16 protein-coding genes are annotated in these 14,723 nt (G+C 52.8%); 9 read left to right on the top strand and 7 right to left on the bottom strand.

Features of this window, described 5'->3' with window-relative positions; translation table 11 throughout:
• Positions 1-47 precede the first annotated feature (47 nt).
• A complete protein-coding gene (locus NTE_RS08605) occupies positions 48-1,784 on the bottom strand; it encodes a sensor histidine kinase (RefSeq protein ID WP_148700649.1) in 1,737 nt (578 codons plus the stop codon).
• A 216-nt stretch (positions 1,785-2,000) separates the two neighbouring features.
• On the opposite strand from NTE_RS08605, the gene NTE_RS08600 reads away from it, so the two are divergent.
• The 3 genes from NTE_RS08600 (at position 2,001) to NTE_RS08590 (ending at position 3,511) form a co-directional block, all read left to right on the top strand.
• Complete coding sequence (locus NTE_RS08600) at positions 2,001-2,555, top strand: response regulator (RefSeq protein ID WP_148700648.1); 555 nt, start codon at positions 2,001-2,003, stop codon at positions 2,553-2,555.
• A gap of 27 nt (positions 2,556-2,582) precedes the next feature.
• Entirely contained in the window at positions 2,583-2,834 is a 252-nt protein-coding gene (locus NTE_RS08595; RefSeq protein WP_148700647.1) for a hypothetical protein, read from the top strand.
• Positions 2,835-2,899: 65 nt separating this feature from the next.
• Positions 2,900-3,511 (top strand): CDP-alcohol phosphatidyltransferase family protein, encoded by a 612-nt coding sequence (locus NTE_RS08590; RefSeq protein ID WP_148700646.1) that lies wholly within the window; start codon positions 2,900-2,902, stop codon positions 3,509-3,511.
• A gap of 27 nt (positions 3,512-3,538) precedes the next feature.
• Here the strand turns inward: NTE_RS08590 and NTE_RS08585 are convergent, their stop codons facing one another.
• Entirely contained in the window at positions 3,539-3,826 is a 288-nt protein-coding gene (locus tag NTE_RS08585; RefSeq protein ID WP_075055957.1) for a 30S ribosomal protein S26e, read from the bottom strand.
• 402 nt (positions 3,827-4,228) lie between these two features.
• Here NTE_RS08585 and NTE_RS08580 point away from each other — a divergent pair, with 402 nt between their 5' ends.
• Complete coding sequence (locus NTE_RS08580) at positions 4,229-5,152, top strand: PfkB family carbohydrate kinase (RefSeq protein WP_148700645.1); 924 nt, start codon at positions 4,229-4,231, stop codon at positions 5,150-5,152.
• A 39-nt stretch (positions 5,153-5,191) separates the two neighbouring features.
• The gene (locus NTE_RS08575; RefSeq protein WP_148700644.1) at positions 5,192-6,193 is read left to right on the top strand and encodes an NAD(+)/NADH kinase; all 1,002 of its coding nucleotides are present in this window, start codon (positions 5,192-5,194) and stop codon (positions 6,191-6,193) included.
• Here the strand turns inward: NTE_RS08575 and NTE_RS08570 are convergent.
• Positions 6,183-7,838, bottom strand: coding sequence for a CTP synthase (locus NTE_RS08570; protein WP_226986923.1), 1,656 nt, complete (start codon positions 7,836-7,838; stop codon positions 6,183-6,185). The two genes, NTE_RS08575 and NTE_RS08570, sit on opposite strands and share 11 nt — an antisense overlap.
• A 173-nt stretch (positions 7,839-8,011) precedes the next feature.
• On the opposite strand from NTE_RS08570, the gene NTE_RS08565 reads away from it, so the two are divergent.
• Complete coding sequence (locus NTE_RS08565) at positions 8,012-8,404, top strand: hypothetical protein (protein WP_148700643.1); 393 nt, start codon at positions 8,012-8,014, stop codon at positions 8,402-8,404.
• 304 nt (positions 8,405-8,708) lie between these two features.
• Here the strand turns inward: NTE_RS08565 and NTE_RS16570 are convergent, their stop codons facing one another.
• From NTE_RS16570 to NTE_RS08550, 3 genes are all read right to left on the bottom strand, one after another.
• Entirely contained in the window at positions 8,709-9,251 is a 543-nt protein-coding gene (locus NTE_RS16570; RefSeq protein ID WP_158385295.1) for a hypothetical protein, read from the bottom strand.
• Between the two features lie 714 nt (positions 9,252-9,965).
• Positions 9,966-10,256: a hypothetical protein gene (locus tag NTE_RS08555; protein WP_148700642.1), complete on the bottom strand. Its 291-nt coding sequence runs from the start codon at positions 10,254-10,256 to the stop codon at positions 9,966-9,968.
• Complete coding sequence (locus tag NTE_RS08550) at positions 10,253-11,416, bottom strand: Cdc6/Cdc18 family protein (protein WP_148700641.1); 1,164 nt, start codon at positions 11,414-11,416, stop codon at positions 10,253-10,255. Before NTE_RS08550 ends, NTE_RS08555 begins: the two co-directional genes overlap by 4 nt.
• A gap of 79 nt (positions 11,417-11,495) precedes the next feature.
• Here NTE_RS08550 and NTE_RS08545 point away from each other — a divergent pair, with 79 nt between their 5' ends.
• Genes NTE_RS08545 through trpA form a run of 3 tightly spaced genes read left to right on the top strand, consistent with a single transcriptional unit; the run spans position 11,496 to position 14,399 of the window.
• Positions 11,496-12,299, top strand: coding sequence for an indole-3-glycerol phosphate synthase TrpC (locus NTE_RS08545; protein WP_148700640.1), 804 nt, complete (start codon positions 11,496-11,498; stop codon positions 12,297-12,299).
• 56 nt (positions 12,300-12,355) lie between these two features.
• Positions 12,356-13,576, top strand: a complete 1,221-nt coding sequence (trpB, locus tag NTE_RS08540; protein WP_148700639.1) for a tryptophan synthase subunit beta — start codon at positions 12,356-12,358, stop codon at positions 13,574-13,576.
• On the top strand, positions 13,560-14,399 hold the full coding sequence (gene trpA / locus NTE_RS08535) for a tryptophan synthase subunit alpha (protein ID WP_148700638.1): 840 nt from the start codon (positions 13,560-13,562) through the stop codon (positions 14,397-14,399). The genes trpB and trpA overlap by 17 nt, the downstream gene beginning before the upstream one ends.
• Here the strand turns inward: trpA and NTE_RS08530 are convergent.
• On the bottom strand, positions 14,386-14,712 hold the full coding sequence (locus tag NTE_RS08530; protein WP_148700637.1) for a hypothetical protein: 327 nt from the start codon (positions 14,710-14,712) through the stop codon (positions 14,386-14,388). The two genes, trpA and NTE_RS08530, sit on opposite strands and share 14 nt — an antisense overlap.
• Positions 14,713-14,723 lie beyond the last annotated feature (11 nt).

The following is a 14,723-nucleotide window of genomic DNA, read 5'->3' as shown; positions in this document are numbered from 1 at the left end:
AATTTGAACTACATTGCTGTTTAATTAATAATTTTTCATTTTAGCGCCTACAGCTCGGCGATGCGGTTTTTCATTTTTTCATCCTGGGTGATTGGCAGGGAAATCTCAAACACCGCCCCGCCGGCCTCGCCGTTATGAGCAGAAATCCTGCCATTATGAGCAGAAACGATTGCCTTGCTTATGAACAATCCAAGGCCCGTGCCATAGTAATTTTCCGTCCCGGTACTTTTCGTGACAAACTTGCCAAACAGGTTGGGAAGTATTTCGGCTGGGATTCCCGGGCCGGTGTCGCTGATTATGATGTCCAGCCTGTTCAGCTCGGCAAAAGAGCGGGTCTCGATCCTGATAAAGCCCTGCTTTGTGAATTTTGCCGCGTTGCTGATGATGTTTGTGAGCACCTGCATTATGCGGCCTCTGTCTGCCTCTATCGTCATGTTCGGTGCAGTGGCAAACCGCGTCTGCATTTCCACGTCTTGCAGGCCCAATCTTTGCGAGTTTGCCGCTTCCTGTATGACCTCGTTTATCCGGACCTTTTCAATAACATATGACAAATTGCCGCTTTCTATCCTGCTTACGTCCAGTATGTCTGAAGAAAGTTTTTGCAGCCGCTTTGCCTGCCGGTCGATGACTTTGAGCGCCTCCTCCTTGTCTGTCACCCCGTTTAGCGCCAAGTCGCTGTAGCTGATTATTGGCTGAAGCGGCGTCCTCAGCTCGTGCGCTGCTATGTTGATAAAGTCGTCCTTTATCTTGTCGGCGGCCTTGAGCCTTTCGTAGCTTGCGCGGATCAGCTGCTCGTTCTGCTTGACAATCTTGTTATACTGTATGCTTGACAGCGCAAGCGAAATGATGTTGGTAAAGTAGCTTGCGTCTTTTAGGATGTGCGAGACGTTGTGGGCGGTGTCAAAGGGGTTTGCGGAATACGACATTATGATCTGGCTGTATACGTCAAGCATCAGAGAGGCAAGGATTCCCTTGTAAAACACATCGTTTATCCTGTAGACTCTCTTTTTGTAAAAGAAAAACAGGGCAAGTGAAAACAGGATGAGGGGCGGAAGCTCGTACGGCCTGTGAATTGGAAAGTTGATTACTATGCTTGGAAGGACGGTAAAAAAAGAGACGACCGTCAGAAACGTCGCAATGACTATCGTCAGGATTATTATGGATAGAGAAACGAGCGGCTTGTCGAGCAAACCGCCTCTCCGCGCAACTGATGATGATTGTTGTGACGGCACCACATTTGTCGCATACCCGTAGTGGTCGGGTTTTTCCTCATGCAGGACAACGTCTTCTTTATCCGCAAGCGGCATGGAAGAAGAGCTTGCCAGCGTCGTCTTTACTGGCGGTGGTACTGCGTACTTTAGGATGGCAATTACCATAACCGAACTGATAAACGTCCTGCCCGCAAACCACGTCTGGGGTATGAAATAGCCCAAGAACAGCGTTTCGTTTGCCGCATTGTACGATAGCGACGCGTGGAGCGCATCGATTACGGCGCTGGTAAGGTATGCGAGGCCAATCAAGAGGCTGAACCTGTCCTTTGTCTGGTAGGCGCGGAGGAGCCCGTAGATGGCTACTATTGCGGCAAACACTACTGCAAACAGCTCAAAGTAAAAGTGATGCGTGTCGTTTCCCACCCAGAGATTGAGGTTGGCAGACACGATTGCAATGGCCACGAGGGGGATCGACGGCACTATGGTATACTTGACAAGGGTGGTCAGCAGGCTTGCCTGATCCTCTTTCGAAGTCGCGCCATCAGAAATAAATGACTTTGTGGTATTTGCCATTTATGGTTCTTTTATCAGTCATTGTGATGCGAGACGTAGTATTTTAACAAATCATGAGAAACACATAACTTTTCGGTTCTGAATGGTGATTCATTATGTCATATTTTTGCAAAACTCATATTATCTACTGCAAATAGCTTTGTTTTTTCAACAAATGGATTATAGAGATTGCATTTCATGACAGCCTTATTAACAGGCAGGATGTTTTTTAACAAAATGAAGATACTGATTGCAGAGGATGAACGCGACGTTCTGGACGCGTACAGGATTGCGCTCGGTGCACAGGGTCACGAAGTTGTGACCACACAAAATGGCGAAGACTGCATCAGTGTCTACAGGCAGCATTATGAAGAGTTTGCAAAAAGCGCCGGGGATGGCGCAACAAGAACATCATCATCATCATCATCACCACACGCACGCTCACCCTTTGACGCAGTTTTGCTGGATTATCGTATGCCCAAAAAGGACGGCATGGAGGTGGCGCAAGAGATATTTGCGCTCTACCCGCGCCAGCGCATCATTTTTGCTTCCGCCTATGTCCGGGAGACCCTTCTGGATTCGGTAAAGCAGTTGAACAGGGTTGTGGAACTGCTGCAAAAGCCATTTCGGATGCAAGCCCTGATAGACACTCTTGAAGACAAGGAAATCTATGACGGGCTAAAGGCGCTCAATGTAAAGGTAGACCAGTTAAAGAGCACAGGTCCCTCGCACGAGCAGGTGTCTGCGTTGCTTGAAGGATTGAAAAAGTTGCAGAAGGCAAGGACCTTTTAACAAAAGAGCGAGGGTGGAAAAAGCGCCTTGTCCTTTGCCCCATCAAGCCACGACGACAACTACAACCCGGACCTTCGCAGGGCCGTGGAAAAAGCACTTGACAGCATTCTCGGCGAGGATCCAAAAAACGCGCTCATGCGCGTGCTGGTGGAATCCCACGGAATCTCTTTTGAAGGAGACAGGCGATCTTCTCTGCAAGACGTCGAAAAGGCATTGGGCACAGTGCTCGGTGCGGGATCAGAGATAATCACAGAACTTGTGCGCAAAGAGCTCGGCTAGGTCAGGCTTTTGATGCACTGGCAGCAGTAAACTATTATTATTCTGGCACGCGGGTATCAGCACAGTTGCTAAACAGGTTACGAGACTCGCTCCAGCCTACCATGGAGAAGCTCGGGTCCGGCTTTGCATCGACCGGGCTTTCAGCCAACTTTTGGACTGGAGTTGGCCTTGCGCTCGCCCTTGCCGCCGGCGTCGCGTACGCGTCGGCATCTTTTGGATTTGGCATCGACAAATATCCGGCCGCGGTAATCGGAGGCGTGCTACTGCTTGTGTCCGGGTTTTTTGACATGATAGACGGCGCTGTTGCACGCGCGACAAAGCAGGCTTCAAAAAAAGGCGCGTTTTTGGATTCGTCGTTTGACAAGATTGCAGAAGTGGTAATCTTCATAGGCATCGCAGTCGGCGGACTTGCAAATCCCGTGTGGTGCATGGTAGGCCTTGGGATGTCCCTGCTTGTAAGCTACACGCGTGCAAGGGCAGAGTCCCTTGGAGTCGAGCTGAAGGGCATTGGAATCGGCGAGCGGGCAGAGCGTATGCTAATCCTTGCGATAATCGGGTTCATACCTTACGATGGTATGGCAAACGATGGCGCGCCGGACTGGGCGGTAATCATCGTGTCAATAGTTGCGGGGATAACACTGGTGCAGAGAATAGTGGCAACCGCTAAAAAGTTGTAATAATAGCAGTGGAAAAATATTGTGGGTTTACCAGAGCCTTCCGCCAGTACGGCGTTCTGCCTCTGATCTAACCTTTACGATTCCCCTGTGGACTGCGCACGATACGCAGTAGAACTTGACATCTGTTGACATGGGGATATAAGCACCCTGCGCCTTTAGCTCCTTGGCAAGTGTAGGCTCGACAAGCGTTATTCTGCCTGTGACCTTCTTGGCCTTGTCGCGAGGAACAAGAGCGCCACACTGGCTGCAGTGCACAACACCTGAACTGCCCTTGCCACCCTTGGAACGGCCACGGCTTGCTCGTTTCTTTGGCATAGGCGGGATTGGCATTCGCCATACTTTAAATCTTGTGATTATGGGTCTCGTTGCAAATTCGATGTTTTCTACTGTTGCAGCGAGGCTGTTTTTGTTGCAGTTATTTAATTACACGCTGGCTTTTGGCACAAGTAACAACAAGTTGGTAGGCATGGCCTTGCGCCATATCTCGTAGATGTGGTGGCCGCGCCGCAACAAAACTACCGAATTTGCAACAGAAGTTGATTATTATGTTAAAAATGGGTCATTCTGTCAGCAAAGTTTGCCCGGAAAGCTTATAGCTACGACAGTGTTCCTCAACCCAAGGGCAAAGCGTCTCTGTGTGCCGCCATCCCAAAAAAGGTCGCAGGGACGCCCAAAAAAGCCCTTTTATTGTACTTTAAAAAAGAAAGAGCAATTGCGTTGAAGATAGGTATTGCTTCCCACATCGTCCTTGACACGATAAAGGGCTCAGACGGCATGGTGCTCGAGAGCATGGGGGGCCCACCGTGCTACTGCGGGATAACCGCACGGCGCTTTGGACTTGACGTCGAGCTTGCGACAAGTGTGGGAGGCGACTTTCCAGAAGAGCAGCGTAACTTTCTTCGCGATAACAATATCACATTAAAAGAAGACTGGCACGTAGCCCGGGACGCGCAGACAACCCGTTTCCGGCTTGAAGTGGAAGGCGACACGCGCAGACTGTTTCTGCAAACAAAGTGCGAGCCGATTTCGGAACGGCAAGTGCAGGATGCAAAGGTCGACTGCTGGCTTGTCAGCCCCGTGATTGACGAGGTCCCGCCAAGCACGCTTGCCGCAATAAAGAAAAACCGCGGAAAAAAGAACTTTGTGATGCTGGACCCGCAGGGCTACATGCGCAGGACGGCGGCGGCATCTGATGGAAGCGTTATTTCCCTTATAGACAAACTTGACATCGACCTTGCAGGGATAACCGCGCTCAAGGTCGACAGGCAGGAAATGGCCGCGTTGACGGGAGGCGCAGAAGGCCTGGAAGGAATGCAGGCGCTGCAGGCAAAGGGGATCGAGTTTGTCGTGGCAACCGAGCACAGGGTCGTCCACCTTCTCCACAAGGACATGCACTACTGGATAAAACTGCGCGACATTGACACGTCGGACTCGACTGGCGCCGGCGACATACTTGCGGCAGGCTTTGCGTGCGGCTATGTAAAGGAAAAGGACCCCCTGTGGGCGATATGCTTTGGCGCCGGCGCGCTGCGTGCCGCGCTTGAAACAAAAGAGCCAGGTCTTGCCAAGATCCCGCCCATGAACAAGATAGAGTCAAGCGCCTCGTACTTTTACAACACGGTAAGTTTCAAGCGGCTTTAATCTAGTTTAAATCAGGCGGCGCGGATAGGTAGGCGGTTAATGAAGGTAGCCCTCTGGGGTGTCGACTCGCGCGACGGCGCACTTCTCACAAAGATGAAAAAGACCCTCGACTCACTTGGCATCAAGTCCCAGATAATGAAGGATGGCGACTATGGCACTGCCTCAGAAGTCGACATGGTCCTTGTTGCCGGAGGCGACAGGGGCATACTGGAATACTTTCACAAGGTCACCGCCGCTTCTGCACCCGTGCTTGGGATCTACGAGACTGATTCTACCGGCTTTCTTGCCCAGCTAGATGTTCGCGACCTGGAAAAGGCAACTTCACGCCTGAAAAGGGGCGAGTACAAGGTCGACGAGGTCTTCCGGCTTGCAGTGAGGGTTGACGGCAAGGAGGTCGACCCCGTCCTCAACGACGTCGCGGTCTTTCCAAGCAAGAGCGCGACTTTGATGGAGCACGTGTTAAAGATAGACGGCAGGGATATATGGCACGACAACAGCGACGGCGTGATAATTTCAACCCCTACTGGATCGACTGCGTACACCATGTCCGCCGGCGGCCCGATGGTGATTCAAAAGTCGCAGGTGTTTGTAGTGGTTTCGGTAAACTCGCTTGACAACACCCGCAGGCCGCTTGTGGTCCCAAACGACGCCAGCATCGAGATTGCAGACATTACCAGCCGCTACCACTGCGAGGTGGTTCTGGACGGCGGAAGGCGCGTCAGGGTGAAAAACACGCTTGAATGTACCAGGCACGCCTTTCCGGCGCGGCTTGTGCGCACTGCCGATGACTCGGCAGCGTCGCTCATGGCCAAAAAGGTGCGCCTGGCAGAGGACATGCTAAAGATGCCTCCAAGCGCCAAACTGATACTGAAAACGCTAGAGTACGAAGGCGCGCTCAGCCAGAAGGACCTCGCCACAAGGACGATGCTCCCCGAGCGCACAATCCGGCTCTCGCTTTCCCACCTCATCGACGGCGGATACGTCAAGAAAAAGACGTCTCTTCGAGACGCAAGGCAGAGGATCTACGAGCTCAAGATCTAGCCGCTGCTTTTACAAAGGCGTCAAACGCCTGCTCGGGCTTGCCTGGCCTACTTGAAAACTCGGCGTGGTACTGCACTGCAAAGTAGAACTTGTGGTCTGGGATTTCAAGTATTTCCATGCGCCTGCCGCTGTCAGAGTGTGCCGACAGCACGAGTCCTGCCTTTGTCACAGCGTCAAGGTAGTTCTGGTTGAACTCGTAGCGGTGCCGGTGCCGGCGCCTTATCGTCGTTGCGCCATACAGCCTGTGCGCAAGAGTTTTTGGCGCGACTGCAATGTTGTGCCCGCCAAGGCGCATCGTGCCTCCCATGTCGTGGACGTTGCGCTGCTCCGGCATGAAATCGACAACAGGATTTTTGGTGTGCGGGTCAAGCTCTGTCGAGTTGGCACCTGCCATGCCGCAGACGTGCCGGGCAAAGGCGACTATTGCCAGTTGAAAGCCAAAGCAGATGCCGAGGTACGGTATGTTGTTTTCGCGGGCAAAGTTTGCCGCGCTTATGATGCCCTCGCTCCCTCGCTTGCCAAAGCCGCCTGGCGCAAGGACGCCCTGGTACTCCTTGAGCGACGCGATCTTTTTCTCGCCGCCGTTCTCGAATTTCTCAGAGTCAATCCAGTCTATCTCTACCTTTTTGCCAATGCCTGCCCCTGCGTGCGACAGAGCGTGGTATACGCTGACGTAGCTGTCCGGAAGCGTGACGTACTTGCCTACGACTGCAATCCTGACAGAGCCGTCATAGTTTGAAAATGAGCTTGCAACCTTTTTCCAGTCGCCCCATTTTGGCTTGCTGCGCTTTAGCGAAAGGCCCTGCGACACCACCTTTAGCATGCCCTGGCTTTCGATCACTTCGGGCACCTTGTAGATGGAAGGCGCGTCGTGGCACGAAATGACGTTTTGCTGCTCGACGCTTGCAAAGAGCGAGATCTTGCGCCTTGCGTCAGGAGTCAGAGGCGTCTTGCACCTGACCGCAATTATGTCCGGCTGTATTCCTATCCTGCGAAGTTCCTGCACGCTGTGCTGCGTCGGCTTTGTCTTTTGCTCCCCGACTACGTCAAGCACCGGCGCAAGGGTAACGTGGATAAAGAGCGTGTTCTGCCTCCCCACTTCAAGGGCCATCTGCCGGAACGCCTCCAGAAACGGCAGGCTTTCAATGTCGCCCACGGTCCCGCCGCACTCCACGACCATTATGTCGAGTTTTTCTTTTTCAGCGATCCTGCGCAGGTTTGCCTTTATGGCGTCTGTCACGTGCGGGATTATCTGGACGCACTGGCCGAGGTACTTGCCTTCCCTCTCGGCTGCTATCACGTCCATGTATATCCTGCCGGTTGTGATGTTGTGGTCCTTGGTCATCGAAGTATCGATAAAGCGCTCGTAGTTGCCGATGTCCATGTCGCACTCGCCCCCGTCGTCTGTCACAAACACTTCGCCGTGGGCGACGGGGTTCATGGTGCCGGCGTCATAGTTGACGTACGGGTCTATCTTGACGCACGAGACCTTGTAGCCGGCAAGCTGGAGAAGCCTTGCCGTTGAAGAGGTGGTGACGCCCTTGCCCAGGCCGGACATGACACCGCCTATCACAAAGATGAATTTCGACGATGAAGACCTGCCGTTGTTCTTTTGCTGCTGCGGCGGCAGAGTGGACGACTGCACGTCTGACTTTTGAGGTGCGCCTTTTTATTCCTTTTTCCATGTGGGTATTGTTGACTTGTCGTCAGCTAGCACACTTTTGAGATGATTTGTTTCAGCCGATGGATAGTTAACAGTATCATTCATACGCTATCTTAATAAGAAGAAAACGCGAAGTTAACCACGTTCTTCTAAATATGCACGACTCTACACCGTCAGCGGCAAGACAGCAGAGGGGCAAGGCTGCAATAGATGCGGCCCATGCAGGCATCGCCCGGGAAGACGAGGGCAAAGTAAGCGCCCTCATCTCTGACTCGTACGGCGTCGACAACGTAGAAGCGCTTGACATCCACACAAACTACCACGCAGAGCGAATTATGTCGGCTCTTGAAAAGCGCGCAAGGGAAAACGGGATGGGCAAGGACGCGTTTGACGCCAAGGTGCAGGAACTTGATGTCGCAAGCCAGGCGTACCAGGTGGCAACAGGCCAGCTGGCAGAAGCAGCCGCAGTCGACATTATGTTCCGCAACCTCTACAGGATGGAAAGCAAGGGCGGGGAGAACGACAGGTACGTAAATTTCTATGGCTAGAAGGTTGAATGCTCCTTAATTTCAGACACAGAAACATCATGGTTAAATAAACCTGCCCTCAAGTAGAGCGTCAAAGACTGGACAACAACCAGGCCGACAGTACTTTCGCTATCAATTCTTGAACGCACTGCCCATCTTGTACGGCTTTACTCCAGAGACTTTATACGGCCGATGCCACTTTTATTGCAAAGTCGTGCATATACCTTGCCGCAGAGAATCTGGGCTCATTTAATCACATTACTAATTACTACTTTTATGGCAAAAAATTGAAGAGATTAGGCGGTGCTTCTTCTTACCGCCATTTTCATGTATATCTTGTGTTGCGACTTTTAGTCTCCGCGTCCGTCGGTACAATCCCTGTTGTGACCTGGACAGAATTCCTCGCCGCTACAATCGTTGTCGCGGCCTGGACAGAATGCGTTTCCACCGTCTCCACCGTTGCCTCCATCACCTCCATCGCCGCCGCTGCAATCGCTATCGTCAGAACAGTTGTCGCCGCCATTGCCTCCATTTCCGCCATTGCCTCCCTCACCTCCATCGCCGCCGCCACAGTCATTGTCGCGGCCTGGACAGAATGCGTTGCCTCCATTTCCGCCATTGCCGCCGTTTCCACCGTTTCCACCGCTGCAATCGCTGTTATCGGAACAGTCATCTCCACCATCACCACCATTGCCTCCATCTCCACCTGCGCCGCCGTTTCCACCGCTGCAATCGTTGTCGCGGCCTGGACAGAATGCGTTGCCTCCATTTCCGCCATTGCCGCCGTTTCCACCATCGCCGCCGCTACAATCGCTATCGTCAGAACAGTTGTCGCCGCTATCTCCGCCGTTTCCACCGTTTCCTCCATCCCCACCATTTCCACCAAGGGAGAGGCCACGTGATGCGTATGCCAGATTAGGGCTCGTCGCTGTTGCCGTTATCATTGCCGCGAGAGCCAGAAGCATAACTCCCGTCAGCGCAATTTTCATTGTTTGGTTACAAGACATCAGGTATAAAAACAGCTTATTATTTTACTTAAGCGCACTGCAGATTCCCTACATATATTACTTCTAAAAGTATGAATCTTTGCAATATTTATGTACGATTTGAATATTATATACTAGCCTTTGCAAAGAAAGGCAAGCACAAGCATGACAAGAAGGATACGGCGGCGACGTTAACATCAGCAGCGAAGCAGGCTGATCAGTCGCAACATGGTACAAGAAGAGGAATGGAATTCTTGTCACCTAATTTTTTATATTTCTGTAGAGAAACTGCAAGAAAATCTTGCTTCTTTCAAATAAAGTAGTCATTTTAGAAGGATTTAGATGAATCCTTAGCGATATACATACGCTGGAGCCAGTGTAGTTAATGGAACTAGCTGAAATGGCGGCGCAGGTGGAGCTTGCGATGAACAAAGCAAGAATTAACTCCTTCATTTTATCTACGACCCGCGGCTAGTTCATTTGCATCCTTTACCTCATTCCTTCTATTCACATATCTTGCTAGAGTGCGAAATGCTGCAGGATTCAAGAAACAGAATGCCCTTGTGTCTGTAGCATGGTTTCAAGTACGTGAACTTTTACGGCTGATGATGATGGCGGCCGCCGTCGACGTATCCCACGTCGCGGAAAAACTGCACTAGTTTTATAACGTTCTCGCTTTCGCCAAGCCCGTACATCACGCTTGCGTATTTTGCCTGCTTTACCCAGCCTATCTTGACAAGATCGTCGAGGTTGTTCTTGATGTCTTCTCTTTTCAGGCCGGTCTTTTTGTGCAAGAGGTAGATTGTGGCCATCCTGCCTTCCTGCGCAAGCGCCCGGATTATCTTGATCTTGCCGATGCTGCCAAGGCCAGTCTCTATGTCGCTCATTGTTGCTGCTTTTTCACCTTTGCCAAAAGGACCGGTTCCAGCTCGGCAAGCGACGCGCCATGCAAGCCGATTTCCTTGAGCGACCGCATTTCAATCAGCCGGCGCGCCTTTAGGTCGTCGATATAGTCTTCCACGTCCAGCTTTTTGATGCCTAGCTGCTCGGCAAGCTCTGCGGCGTGCAGCCGGACGTCTTTGAGTTCAACGTACTGCTTTTTCTTGCTCTTTAGGGCGCGCACCACCGCAATCAGGCTTGCTATGTGGTTTTTAGACAGCTGCTCTATCTCCTCAGTCGTCATCGACGGGTGCGTCTGGCCGTGCACCTTGCGCACGTGCTCCAGAGTCACCCTGCCTGTTCCCTGCGACTCGGCAAGGTTGCCTGCGTACAGCAAGAGGTCAAGGGCGTAGCGCACGTCGCCGTTTACCTCTGCCGAAGTCGTTATCTTGGCAACCTTGTCAATGACGTCAGAGCCTATCGCCTTTGGGTTGAACGCCCGCGCGCACCGGCTCGACAGGATGTCGCTTACCTGCTCTAGCGTGTACTGCGAAAACTCTAGCGGGACGCGGCCAAGCGTGCTCAGCTCCGCAGGGTCGAGCCTGCTGTAAAAGTCGGTGCTCCTTGCGATGAATATGACGCCCTTGACGTTGCAGGGCTTGTCCGGCTCAAACTCGTTTAGCCGCGTCAGGTCGTAAATGATGCTGGTGTCCTTGCTTGTCTTTATCAGGTAGTCGATCTCGTCCATGACGATGATGGCGTACTGCTTGTTATCGCGTAAGTATCGCAGCAGGTAGCGCAGCATCTCCTCTGCGCTCAAGCCCTGCGACGGCAGGTCTGGCGCAAGGCGCTCAAGCAAAAACCGGTATATGGCAAACTTGTTCCCACCCTGCAGTTTCAGGTTGATATACGCCATCTTTAGTGTCAGGCGGTTCTGGGCAAACCTTTCCTCGATAGTCTTTGTCGCCTTTGTGACGGTGGTGGTCTTGCCGATGCCTGCAACGCCTATCACCTGAAGCACGGTGAGCGGGAACCTGTCAGGGTCGTGCGCCGCCTCTGAAAACGCGTGGACCAGCTGCTGCACCTGTGCCTCTCTGTGCGGCAGCTCTTGCGGTATGTATCGGGGCGACAGTTTGGACCTGTCTGCAAAGATGGCGCTTTCTGGCATCTATCCCTAATTTTTCCGCCGTCGGTATATATCAATATAGAATTATAATAGCCGGCCGACCGTGCACAGATCTGCACATATGAATAGCAGGTTTGCCAGGGCCGGTGACACCATAGAGCGCCTGGTCGAAAACTCGTTTAGGGCAATAGACGACGGCGCCTACGAGCTTAAAAGGAGCGTGAGCCACGATGCCATCAGTGTCAAAAAGGCCATCTTTGTCTGCAAACATGCGCCCCTGATAACCGAGGTCAAGTTCTCGTCGCCTTCGAGGGGCAAGATAAGGGAGGTAGGCACGCCGGCCGAGATTGCGATAGCGATGGAAGAGGCTGGGGCGACCGCGCTTTCCGTCCTCACCCAGCCGTACATGTTTGATGGCTCGCTTGGAAACCTTCTTGCGGTGAGAAAAGCAGTGTCGATACCGCTTTTGATGAAGGACATTATCGTAAGCGAGGTACAGATAGACGCGGCCAAGCAGGCCGGCGCCGACTGCATACTGTTGATAAAAACCGTGTTTGACCGCGACCTGGCAGAGTCTGGCATTGAAAAACTGTACGAATACGCTCTCAAGAAAAGAGAGCTGAATGTGCTTGTCGAGGCGCACAGCGAGGGCGAATACGCAGACTGCCTCTCTGCAAATTACGAGCTTGTGGGCATCAACAACCGCAACCTTGCAGACCTGAAGATAGACATGGCAAACACAGAGCGCCTCATAAAAAAACTGGGCAAGGGCAGGAGCGTGATAATAAGCGAAAGCGGCATCGCCAAGCCTGCAGACATCAAGTACTTGCGCGAGGCAGGCGCGGACGCGTTTCTGGTCGGCACCAGCATTATGGAAACAGACGATGTCGGCACCAAAGTGCGCGAACTGTACAACGCCCTGTGATTGATGAATACTATAATAACCCTTGGGCAATACTACTGCACCGTATAGATAGAGAGATGCTTGGAAGCTATCCCGTTGGCGGCAAGTTCGGCAAGTATGGCGGCAAGTTCATACCCGAGACGCTAGAGCCGGCAGTGCGGGAGCTAGAATCTGCTTATGAAAAGTACCGAAACGACTTGGACTTTCAAAAAGAGCTGCATTACTACCTCACCCAGTACGCCGGAAGACCCACCCCGCTGTACTTTGCAAAGAATCTCACGGAATACGCCGGCGGGGCCAAGATACTGCTAAAGCGCGAGGACTTGCTGCATGGCGGGGCGCACAAGACCAACAACACGCTTGGGCAGGGCCTGCTGGCCAAGAGGATGGGCAAAAAGAGGATAATCGCAGAGACTGGCGCCGGTCAGCACGGAGTCGGGACTGCCCTTGCGTGCGCAATGCTTGGCCTGTCTGCAGAGGTCTACATGGGCTCAAAGGACGTCGAGCGCCAGAAACTCAACGTGTTCCGTATGCAATTGTTGGGTGCAAAGGTCCACCCTGTCGATTCGGGCACAAAGACCCTGAAAGATGCCATCAACGAGGCAATACGCGACTGGATCTCAAACGTCAATTCCACCTATTACCTCATAGGGACCGTGATGGGCCCGCATCCCTACCCGATGATGGTCAGGGATTTTCAGAGCGTCATAGGCAAGGAGGTCAAAGATGAGATGCAGCGCCAGTACGGCAGGCTTCCAAGCGCAATCGTGGCCTGCGTCGGCGGCGGGAGCAACGCAATGGGTTCTTTCTATCCGTTTGTCGACGATTCCTCTGTAAGGCTGGTGGGAGTAGAAGCGGCTGGGGAGGGCATCAAGTCCGGCAAGCACGCCGCGACGCTGACTGCAGGCACTGCAGGCGTGCTCCACGGCATGTTTACCTATGTCCTGCAGGACAAGGACGGCCAGATAATGGACACCCACAGCATATCTGCAGGGCTTGACTATCCCGGCGTCGGGCCGGAGCACTCGATGCTAAAGGACCTAAACCGCGCTGAGTATGTGCCGTGCACAGACGGCGAGGCGGTGGAGGCGTTTCTTACGCTTTCAAGACTGGAAGGCATAATCCCTGCGCTTGAATCGTCGCATGCGATCTCGCACGCCGTCAAGATGGCAAAAGAGATGGACAAAGACGAGGTCATAGTTGTCACGCTGTCCGGCAGGGGAGACAAGGACGTGACCGTAGTTCAGGACTACCTCAATTCAAAAAAGGGCCGCAGGCATCATGCAACAAGAAAGTAACAAAAACAGGATAGACGCAAGGTTTGCAAACCTTGCGGAAAATAAAGAATGCGCCCTTGTCTGCTATGTGGTAGCCGGCTTTCCAGACTTTCAGACTACTGCGCAAATCATCGACGCGCTTGTAGAAGGCGGCGCCGACATTATCGAGATCGGCATACCGTTTTCAGACCCGATAGCTGACGGCCCGACGATCCAGCGCGCCTCGCAGGCCGCGCTTGAGCGCGGCTCCACGCCTGCCAAGGCGCTACAACTGGCAAAGCAGGTGAGGAAAAAGCACCCTTCCCTTCCATTGCTTGTAATGACCTACTCGAACCTCTTTGTCAAGCCAGGGTGGGGTGACTTTATCGCCAAGTGCAAAGAGGCAGGCATAGACGGCTTTATCCTGCCGGACATGCCTGTCGAGGAGGCATCAGAGTATCTGCCAAAGGCGGCGCACAACGGCATGGCCACGGTTTTCCTTGCATCGCCAAACACCCCTGAAGAAAGGCTGAAAAAAATAGCGCAAAACTCTTCAGGGTTCATGTACCTTGTTTCGGTTTACGGCATCACTGGCGCAAGGCGCACGTTTGAAAACTATACAAAAGACGCTGTGCAGCGCGCAAAGAAAGCCGCAGGCGGCAAGATTCCCGTCGGCGTGGGCTTTGGGATAAGCAAGCCCGAGCACGCCCGCTTTATGGTAAACGCCGGCGCGGACGCGATAATTGTTGGAAGCGCTCTAGTCGACAGGATTTCAAACGCCAAGAATAACAGAAAAGCGATGCTAAAAGAGCTGAAGGCGTTTTCTGCATCGCTCAAAAAGGCATGTTACTCTAGTAGGGCATGACCAGGCCCGAGTTGTCGCTTGCAAACAGGATGTTGTTCAGCGTGACTTGAAAGCGCCTGCCGTTATGCTCTACAATGACTTCGATGTCGTCAAGCGATTCAGAAGCGTCGTCGCCTTCCAGTTTCTTTATGGCCACGTGTATGGCCTCGTGCGACACTAGTGCGTCCATGAAAGGCTCGATGTAGGAAAAGCTGCTCTGACCTGCCTTTGCGTCCTGCGCCGACTGGATGATGAGCATAGTCTGGTCGTCATAGGTAAAGTAGCCCGGCGAGTTGTCGATGGCGCAGGCAAGCGCAAAGTCATTTATCGCCATGCAGGCTTTTT

The sequence above is a fragment of the Candidatus Nitrososphaera evergladensis SR1 genome (genome assembly GCF_000730285.1).
In the GTDB taxonomy this organism is placed as follows: domain Archaea; phylum Thermoproteota; class Nitrososphaeria; order Nitrososphaerales; family Nitrososphaeraceae; genus Nitrososphaera; species Nitrososphaera evergladensis.
Note: the sequence above shows the minus strand (reverse complement) of the source record. Positions and strands in the feature narration are given on the sequence as shown.

What these genes read in the sequence shown, in the direction of transcription:
- NTE_RS08605 (WP_148700649.1), bottom strand. Translation starts at nt 1,784, where the DNA reads ATGGCAAATACCACAAAGTCATTTATTTCTGATGGCGCGACTTCGAAA.
- NTE_RS08600 (WP_148700648.1), top strand. Translation starts at nt 2,001, where the DNA reads ATGAAGATACTGATTGCAGAGGATGAACGCGACGTTCTGGACGCGTAC.
- NTE_RS08585 (WP_075055957.1), bottom strand. Translation starts at nt 3,826, where the DNA reads ATGCCAAAGAAACGAGCAAGCCGTGGCCGTTCCAAGGGTGGCAAGGGC.
- NTE_RS08575 (WP_148700644.1), top strand. Translation starts at nt 5,192, where the DNA reads ATGAAGGTAGCCCTCTGGGGTGTCGACTCGCGCGACGGCGCACTTCTC.
- NTE_RS08565 (WP_148700643.1), top strand. Translation starts at nt 8,012, where the DNA reads ATGCACGACTCTACACCGTCAGCGGCAAGACAGCAGAGGGGCAAGGCT.
- NTE_RS16570 (WP_158385295.1), bottom strand. Translation starts at nt 9,251, where the DNA reads ATGGAGGAAACGGTGGAAACGGCGGAGATAGCGGCGACAACTGTTCTG.
- NTE_RS08555 (WP_148700642.1), bottom strand. Translation starts at nt 10,256, where the DNA reads ATGAGCGACATAGAGACTGGCCTTGGCAGCATCGGCAAGATCAAGATA.
- NTE_RS08550 (WP_148700641.1), bottom strand. Translation starts at nt 11,416, where the DNA reads ATGCCAGAAAGCGCCATCTTTGCAGACAGGTCCAAACTGTCGCCCCGA.
- NTE_RS08545 (WP_148700640.1), top strand. Translation starts at nt 11,496, where the DNA reads ATGAATAGCAGGTTTGCCAGGGCCGGTGACACCATAGAGCGCCTGGTC.
- trpB (WP_148700639.1), top strand. Translation starts at nt 12,356, where the DNA reads ATGCTTGGAAGCTATCCCGTTGGCGGCAAGTTCGGCAAGTATGGCGGC.
- trpA (WP_148700638.1), top strand. Translation starts at nt 13,560, where the DNA reads ATGCAACAAGAAAGTAACAAAAACAGGATAGACGCAAGGTTTGCAAAC.
- NTE_RS08530 (WP_148700637.1), bottom strand. Translation starts at nt 14,712, where the DNA reads ATGGCGATAAATGACTTTGCGCTTGCCTGCGCCATCGACAACTCGCCG.